The sequence below is a fragment of the Bacillus sp. AFS040349 genome, assembly GCF_002577655.1.
In the GTDB taxonomy this organism is placed as follows: Bacteria; Bacillota; Bacilli; order Bacillales; family Bacillaceae; genus Metabacillus.
On sequence record NZ_NUMC01000093.1, the window covers coordinates 1 to 8,593 of the forward strand.

General features: G+C 37.2%; 8 protein-coding genes. All 8 read right to left on the reverse strand.

Going from position 1 to position 8,593, the window contains the following annotated elements; all coding sequences use genetic code 11:
- Positions 1–289 precede the first annotated feature (289 nt).
- The 8 genes from COD11_RS19105 to COD11_RS19135 all read right to left on the reverse strand — a co-directional run bounded on the left by COD11_RS19105 (position 290) and on the right by COD11_RS19135 (position 8,552).
- Entirely contained in the window at positions 290–733 is a 444-nt protein-coding gene (locus COD11_RS19105) for a hypothetical protein (protein ID WP_098798482.1), read from the reverse strand.
- A gap of 359 nt (positions 734–1,092) precedes the next feature.
- Positions 1,093–1,443 carry an HNH endonuclease gene (locus tag COD11_RS27625; protein WP_255301644.1) on the reverse strand — a complete coding sequence of 117 codons (351 nt, stop codon included), beginning with the start codon at positions 1,441–1,443 and terminating at the stop codon, positions 1,093–1,095.
- A 56-nt stretch (positions 1,444–1,499) separates the two neighbouring features.
- Positions 1,500–2,828 carry a group II intron reverse transcriptase/maturase gene (ltrA, locus tag COD11_RS19110; protein ID WP_255301645.1) on the reverse strand — a complete coding sequence of 443 codons (1,329 nt, stop codon included), beginning with the start codon at positions 2,826–2,828 and terminating at the stop codon, positions 1,500–1,502.
- A gap of 573 nt (positions 2,829–3,401) precedes the next feature.
- Positions 3,402–4,445, reverse strand: coding sequence for a DEAD/DEAH box helicase (locus tag COD11_RS19115; RefSeq protein ID WP_141549712.1), 1,044 nt, complete (start codon positions 4,443–4,445; stop codon positions 3,402–3,404).
- Entirely contained in the window at positions 4,382–5,851 is a 1,470-nt protein-coding gene (locus COD11_RS19120; protein ID WP_098798484.1) for a DEAD/DEAH box helicase family protein, read from the reverse strand. The genes COD11_RS19115 and COD11_RS19120 overlap by 64 nt, the downstream gene beginning before the upstream one ends.
- 93 nt (positions 5,852–5,944) lie before the next feature.
- The gene (locus COD11_RS19125) at positions 5,945–6,790 is read right to left on the reverse strand and encodes a phosphoadenosine phosphosulfate reductase domain-containing protein (RefSeq protein ID WP_098798485.1); all 846 of its coding nucleotides are present in this window, start codon (positions 6,788–6,790) and stop codon (positions 5,945–5,947) included.
- Between the two features lie 70 nt (positions 6,791–6,860).
- Positions 6,861–7,505 carry a hypothetical protein gene (locus tag COD11_RS19130; protein ID WP_098798486.1) on the reverse strand — a complete coding sequence of 215 codons (645 nt, stop codon included), beginning with the start codon at positions 7,503–7,505 and terminating at the stop codon, positions 6,861–6,863.
- A 12-nt stretch (positions 7,506–7,517) separates the two neighbouring features.
- On the reverse strand, positions 7,518–8,552 hold the full coding sequence (locus tag COD11_RS19135) for a DUF6094 domain-containing protein (RefSeq protein ID WP_098798487.1): 1,035 nt from the start codon (positions 8,550–8,552) through the stop codon (positions 7,518–7,520).
- Positions 8,553–8,593: the final 41 nt, after the last annotated feature.

Below are 8,593 nucleotides of genomic sequence, written 5' to 3' on the forward strand. Positions count from 1 at the left end.
TTTATATACTGTAGATAATGGCCAGATTGCGGAATAAAAAAATCCTGCATATCAATACATGAATTACAATCAAACTTTGTTTTAAATTATCGAACTTTTTTACAAATTATCAGACTTTATTTTAAATCAACAGATGAATTTTTCGGGTTAGAAGGTCCAACTAAAGCTTATATGACCGATTTCAAGAATGGAATTATTATACAACTGATAGAAAATATTAGAAGTGTTATAAAGTAATAATAAGAAGAACCCCTCAAAATTGCATGAGGGGTTCTATATTCCGGCGTAATTAGAAAACAAAACCCAGTTGATTTTCAGTTGGTGCCTTTAATGTTTTCTTTTTCTTATACTTTGTGATATCTACTAATGCAATTATTCCATCATCCTCAAGATCCACACTGGAACCACTCGATTCAGTGATGTTAAATAATGAATCTTCTTCAGTACTATCGGTTACTATATTAGATTCAGATTGATCAATAGGCACAACTTTTGAAACACCGCAGAGTTTTAATGTCTGTTCTGCCAGTTCTTTCATTCTATCAGCTAAGATATGTTCAAAATTCGCTTCTTCAATCATTTCAACATCTTGATATTCAATTGCAGCAAGTTCTTCCCACGCATTGGCAAGATCGGCTTCTGCAAAACATTCAGCAAGATCAGTTGCTAATGATGACTGCTCATCATAACTATATTTAGCAAGTTCCCCTCTATCTAATCTACCTTCTGTCATTAAAGCATGACCTCTAGCACTCATTACCTTCTTAAATTGACTCATCTCTTGTGTACCATTCAGAATAGGAATTAGAACCCTACACTCACGGTGCTGACCAATTCTGTGTGCTCTTTTTGCAGACTGACGGACAACGTTTACTTCATAACTTAATTGATTAAAAATAAGTGTCGGCCAAGCAAGTAGTCGGGTAGGTCAGAGATGTTACCATCTCCTTCCCCCCTAAGAACCGGACTTGTACCTCTCAGCACATCCGGCTCAAGCCCTCTTTCATCCAGACAATTAATATACGAATTTCTTAAAAGCGTTCTTCATATGATTCACCGCTTGTTTGCTATTAACATCTACATTATTTCTTTTCAAGAAAGATTGAACCTTTGGTAATTGCTTACCGTTACCGTATCTCTCCAATAATGCATGATGTTGTTTATGACAGGACTTATGAAGTAATTCAGGTTCTCATAAGTGTCACGACCACCAATAATTTTCGGTACTATATGATTTGCTTCTAATGGCTCGTCCCCAACAAGTGATTCTCGGCAAACTCTACATTTGTATTTAGACTTTTTAGCAAGTTTTTGTTTTGCTAGAGTGTTTTCTTTGTCAAACTCTTTTCTATCTCGCTGTTCGAAATATTCTTTAAGTGAAGCGTCAAATGGACTGTTGTACTGCTTGATTTTAATGTGTCTTTCGATTTTTACCCAACTCATTCTAATAATCTGAATAGTGGTATCATGCGGACACGTAAGAATCCATTTGTCTTTACTTACACCCGTATGGTCAGGTTTGAAGTATTCCTTAATAATCCATTTATTCGATTTATTTTTTTATGTCTGTGTCGTAAATAGATTAATGTTCTTTTAAAGATATAATTATCTATATCTCGGAAAAGCTTTTTGGTAACAGTAGGTGACCAATAATTCGCAATTCCTCTAATGACACTATTCAATCTTTCAATTAGGACCGAGGTTTCTTTACCTTTACCCCATTCGAATATTTCTTTAATCCTTTGTTTCGCACGTTTAACACTATCTTTGGAAGGTTTAATGAATAACCGCATTCCATCTTTGGTAGGGTATTGTCTAAAGTGAAATCCTAGGAAGTCGAACCCTTTACTAACATGAACAACTCTTGTTTTATCTTTTGCAAGATTTAAACCACGCTTGTTTAGGTAAGGTTGCAATTTCTCATACATTCCTAGTGCTTCTTCTTCCGTAGGACAGACAATAACGAAATCATCAGCATATTTAACAACACCAACGGAATTCTGATATAAAGTATCTCCTTGTCGTGTCGTATGGATATACCTAACACCAATTTCTTTTTCCATACCATGTAGTGCAATATTTGCCAACAATGGCGAGATGATACCACCTTGGGGTGTTCCTTTCGTTGTTTCGTTGAATACATCATTATCTATATATCCACTTTCGAGCCAATCTTGAATCACCGATTTATTAGGAAAGTTTTTAATGCATTCCATAATATAATCATGATTTAAATTGTCGAAACATCCTTCGAAATCACCTTCGAAAATCCATTCCTTAGCACTACCTTTACTTAATTTATTAAATAAATCACTCATTGCGTCATGAGTACTGCGCTTAGGTCTGAATCCATAAGAAGTCATTTCAAATTTTGATTCCCACTGTGGCTCTAGTGTATTTTTGAAGACATTTTGATATACCCTATCAACAATAACTGGAATACCTAGTGGACGAAGTTTGCCATTTTTCTTAGGAATATAGGTTCTTCTAGCTGGTTTGACTTTGATATTTCTAACACTGTATTTACTTAGTTTGTTGAATAAAGCAATTCTTTCTTGAGGCGTGTTGGAAATGTATCCATCTATACCTGCTGTTTTCTTACCTTTATTCTCTTGAGTTACTCGTCTAATACTTAAAATTAGATTAGCCTTACTTCTTAAAAGTAATCTTTGAAGTTTTTTTACTTTTCTTGTTTGTTTTAATTGTTCTGCACGATAGATTCGTTGTTGAAGTTTCCTAACATAGCGTTGAATTTTCACCCAATTTATTGAGTGCCAATTCTCCACTAGTGGGGAAACAGCCGACTTAACATTCCTGTTAGTATTCATAACATATCTCCCTCTCTATAGGATTATTCTTTTCGCTTTCTTTCGTGTTGAAGACCATGTGGAAGTCAGCAGCCTTTCAGCTAGGGTATTGCCCTATCCAGCGACTTATACAAATGAGTTTTCGTCTGAACTTTCGGTCTACTGGCATTCGCTTTTTCCACAATCCTTTACCCTCTGTGTAGTTGTGAATCTCTCACGATCATCCTACCTCAAATGAGAGGAACACTTAGGGCTTACCAAGTTTCACTAACGATAGATGCGATTGAGTTAGGCATCCTTCTTTTCTCCGACGGATCTGTGGGTCATCGCACAGCCCCTAGACCGCAGGGCTTTTCCTATCCGCTTCTACAGACTTGTTCAACCACAGTACGTCTGCTGTCGGTAACGGAGTCTACAAAGGTTCAGCTTCGCTTATACCTTCTCAATCTTTTCCTAGCTCTATTGGATTTCTGTGTAAAATCCTCCATTAAGCACTTAACCCTCATGCAACCGAACAATTCGATTACTCGAAAAGCAGTTTCGGGCGGGAACACCATTGATGACTAAGGTGGCTTCATAATGAAGCACTATCCATTAGCGACTTCTTGTCGCACAATCTAAACCAACTTCAACCAACTTCATATTGGTTATAATGACTTTTACTCCCTCATCCTCAAACTTTTGAAGGACTTCAGAACGCTTCTCGGTATTGGATTCATTTAAAATTCTACTCGGAATACCATTTTCCTTAAGGATGTCATGAACTCTCTCATTTAGCTGGTATTCGCCTGTATAGTTGTTATAGATAACAACTCCTCTACCTTCAGATAATTCCTTCTTCACATTATCTATCAACCATTCTTCCTTGGCTGTATAACCAGTAAGTTGTGGAGCTGATACAATTGTTTCTTGCCCATCAACACTAACAAATGTATAAAATGCCCCTAAATCGGGTCTAGCAGCGTAATTTAAGGTTGCAGGGTTAAACTTTGACCATGCACCTTTAGCACCTGCTCGTGCCCTTTTAGCACACTCATCATACATTACCTCATGAAACTGTCTATATGCCGCTTCATGTTCTGGTTTCGGAGTAATAAAGATTGGTTTCTCCTTTAGTTCCACCAGTGGTAACCCTAAGTCTTCCAAATCAAGAAAAGCAGTTTTATGCAATAAATATTCAGCTGTCATATGTGGTGCAATACCTGGCTCTTCTGTCGGTTGCATCGGCTTTCTACGTTGTCTTGTGACCCATCCTTGATGATTCACTTCATCCTGTAAATAAACGATTTGCTTTAACTTTCCATATCGTTCCGCCCATGTCAAATCCCCTGTAGAATCATTCATCCCTTTATCTAATAAGGATTTTGGATTGGTTCTCCAAAGAATTTCTTTGATCGATGTAGATTTTCCATTTACAAGGGTACCTGTAAGCATGAGAGTCTTTTTTGCTGATTTAACCATTTGAGCAAAAGCATCTCCCCTACCACTACCGCTTGCTTTACATTGATGGACCTCATCCACAATGTATAAATCAAAGTATTTTTTCATGCGCTTAAAGATTTTAGAAATGTTAGCTACAGGACGCTTATTCGTTTCTCCACGACTTTTGACTGCGGGGCGATACAGTTTGTTCCACAAGGTAAAGCACCATCTGGTAGGTAACCTTGTACACCTTCTTGATATGAGCATTTAAAGAATTGTTTAGTCCTTCTCCATTTCACTTTCCATGAATTTGGTAGTCCATTCGGTAGTAATGCTTTTTCTTCTCTTGCATCTATTAACTGCTCTATTGTAGGTGCAGATCCGAAAGCTACATCAGACCAATCTAAAGGAAACCATTCTCCTTCTTCTTTTTTATATAATTGGCGTCCACAATCAGGGCAATGCCATCCATAAGAATCGGAAGTATTTTTTACTCGTTTCCATATACCTGCAAAGTATGGTTCACTGTCTCTTTTGGCTTTATCAATACCCACAATGGTAAATTCAAGGTCACCAACTGTTGGGCGGTAGCCATTACGAACACGCTCCAAAAGCCTCAATGCATCCTCTGATGACCGGACAATTGATGTTTTCGCATGTGGGACAGTTTTACCAATCTCTTTCTTTTCCCATTTACTAAGTGTTATACCAGGAGCAGAAAGCAAAACAGCAGTCCCTCTTTTAGAGCCTCTTCTTTTCTTCCGTTCGTTTAAGACGTGAGCGACACCTATAGCTTGTATACTCTTTCCGGTCCCCATGTTCGCAGATGTTATAACCGAATTCTCAACATCTAATCCGTTTATTAATCCCTGAATAACATGTGTTTGAGCAGGAAAAGGAACTCTACTCATAGTTGCTATTGCAGGATCTACCTTATCTTTCATGGTATGCAATGGTCTCATAACACTTAATTTTTTATTCATTGCACTAGCGTTATTAACCATATATTCTTTTAACGACCAAGAAGGATCAAATTTACCTTCGATCTCCGATTCAGGAATGGTAAGTAAGCGATTCTTTAGTGCCATTTCTACTACCTCTAAAACATCACTTTCGCTGCCGTTTATCTTCAGGGCCCTTAAATTTGGATTTAAATGTTGAAAGGCTGGATTCTGAATTACTTCCAAGTCCTCGATCATAAATCCAAAAAGACCGGCATAATGGTCACTCCACTCCGGTGGTAACCCAAAGCGTGAAATCATATGTTGAGCAACATCTTCTTTGATGTTTCCATGAAGCGATAAGATATACCCCCTCGTGTTCTTATCACTATCAATAACACCAGATAAACCATCTAAAGTAGTCAATGAGTTATAAATAAAGGCATGAGCCACATCACCAATACCTACTTTACGTTCAATCCTCCTAAAAGGATCGTGACCTCTTGTAAGCTCCTTTCCTTCTACAACCACTGTTCTACCTTCAATAATACCTGCTGTTATAGCAGTAACCGCTTCTGGAATTCCTATATAAGAGGCAGCTAACACATGATCTTCCTCTTTCACAATAAATTGTAATTTTGCTTCAAAATGACGATCAGTACTCTGTAAATAAATATTCATACGTATTTTGCCATGACTTTTATTAGGTAGGGATATACCCCTGACCTAAAAAACAAAGTCAGAGGACAATCCCTCCTTTTATAATTTCATTTTTCATTCAAAAAAACATGGTAAATCAAACGATAACTGTTTGTCTGATCCTTCTGCCTTCTTTATAAAGTCTACTAACGATAGCGGATTTTTCTTTTCCCATTTAAGCGTGTGTCCCATTTCCTTTTCCATACGAATTAATTCGTTAAAATCGTCAGGGTAAAGTTCTGAGACCTTCTTCATCTCATTCGGTGAAAGAAAAATACAAAACTTACAGCTGCATCGTGAAACATATTGATAACAAGGGTGTGGCTTAATTCCAGCAAGCTCATTTAGTTTCATCACCTGATCCTTCATTAAATGATGGATAGGACGAAGCCAATCAACGCATCGCCCTTTTGTTGGTGCGTTTGCTGTCTTGTAAACTTGGAAATTGGGTTTATTAGCACGTCTTGGACTTTCTTGCGCCCTTTCACCGCTAACACACAAATAATTTCCAGCACCTAAGCTCCTTACCCATTTACTGTAGGTATCGCGTTTTTGGTAAGATGTGCAATACTGAGTTGCCCCTGAAGGCCATTTTCCCCTATCAGTTATTCTCTCTTTTAAACTTTTATCGGGGTTAAGAATAACCATTGGCAATCCTAAAATTTCTTGGCAATACTCTAGATATTCATCAGTTTCCTTCCAATCAAAAAATGCTTCTTGCTTACCATCCACCCTAAAATGAACCATCTCTATTTGTTCTTTCGGTACACCGTAACCATATAAAAGTAGTAAAACACAGGCTATACTGTCTCTACCTCCACTAAAATTACAATGAATTCGATAATCCCCAAACGATTTCATTTCATTAGGCAGCGGCACAATTAGGCTTTTAGCATACTCAGTTAATTTATTAATGTTCATAAAATTAGCTACTATTCTTTACGAACAGTAGCTTGCCTCCTCTCATTATAAAAATGAAAATAGTAATCTCTTAATATAGAGTAAAAACTTCCTCTAAAGATAAGTTCCTTCTTGAACTTTTCTCGACTAAGTAAAAACCATTTGAATAATAATGATCTACCTGCTCCTTACGTAAAGAAGGTGGTGTATACCTCATCATGAAATCAGCTTCCATATCAGTTGCAGAATCAAACCAATCAAAGTATTCAGACCAATTAATATGAGCATACCTACTTTGTATAGGGCTTCTTTCTCCAACGAAGATAGTAAAAGTCCATTCCTGCTTGTCTCTTTGTATGTCTGCTCCAAGAATCTCCCAAAAGATAGCATCCTGACTGGTAGTGAATCCATGAATAGAATGTATACTTTCCATCTTGCAAAGGCTTTTCACCATTAAAGATTGTCCGTAAATTCCTTTAAAAGATTGAAGATCATAAATGACTAGGCTACGACTTGAAATATCAACATTACCTACACCTAATATCTCATCTTCTAACAAAAACACTCCAAAGAGTCCTGGTAGCGGATCAAACTTCACATATGATAAAGATAGATAGTATGGGATATCTTTCGAAAACCTAATCTGCAGATATCCTTTTCCTCCGCATTCTTCACATAAAGCTAAGGCGTTCTGATCATGACAGTAACCACAATCTATATTTGATATTAATCTCACAATTAGTTCCTCCTATTGAATCTCATGTATACCATCAGTGGTAAATACACGAACGACACTTTTGTAATGTTTGATATATACTTCCTGTTTCGCTAATCCTTCTTCATCGAGTACTTCTTGTTTTTCATTGACCTGCTTTGTTACACCTACAATAATGTGATTTCCGAAGTTTCCTCCTATTGCTCCACTAGCAACGGCTATACCTGCGTGAGTCACCTTTAAAGGAAGAAGCGGATTTTTCATCGTACTGTTCTTCGCTTTTGGTGTAACTCTTTTCTCAAATTCTTGATAGGCGAGTGATTGAGCAAGATCTTCAGCAAGTTCTTCATTACGTAATTTACCAGCTCTAAAGCATTGAATGTCTGTGCTACTAGGCACTATAAACATTTCTTCAATCTCTTCAATGGTTGGTAACACTTCAGGACCTTGCTCCGCTATTTCTTTAAGGTATGCTTTCGTTTGTTTTCTAGCTTCACTGGAATGAGGCTTTCCAAACTTTCCAAAAACAACAACTTGCTTGAATACCGGATACGCTTCGTCGGTGAAACGGTACACTTTTATATCCTTGAACCTCCCAGCTAGAACAGAAGAACATGCTCCTAACACATATTGAGGTACACAGAACATTAGTAACCCATTATCAACGAGTACGTTTTTTGTTTTGCTGGTCAGCGTCCTGAGAAAACGTAATTCAGTTCTCTCATGAAATACTTCATCGTAAGGAGGGTTAAGCCATAACAAACTATATTTAGGTTCCGTCCTTATCGATTCATATCCCTCATTTATGACAACATCTAATAATTCCTCAGCTTTTTTTGCTCTAGATTTTTCAAGCTCTACACCAAAGCTTGCAACTGCTACGTCATACGTTTTTAGATACTGAGAAATCTGTTTAAGAGCCTTTCCTTCACCAGCACAAGGATCTAATAGATTTATTACTTCAGTTTCCTCATCTTGATTAATCTGAAGGTGAGGTAATATAAGTGATAATTGTCCTTCTGGTGTTGCGTAAAATCCACCTTTACTTTGCGATGCAATCCTAGCCATTTATTTTTCCTCCTAAAAATAAAGCTATGTTAAATAACTCT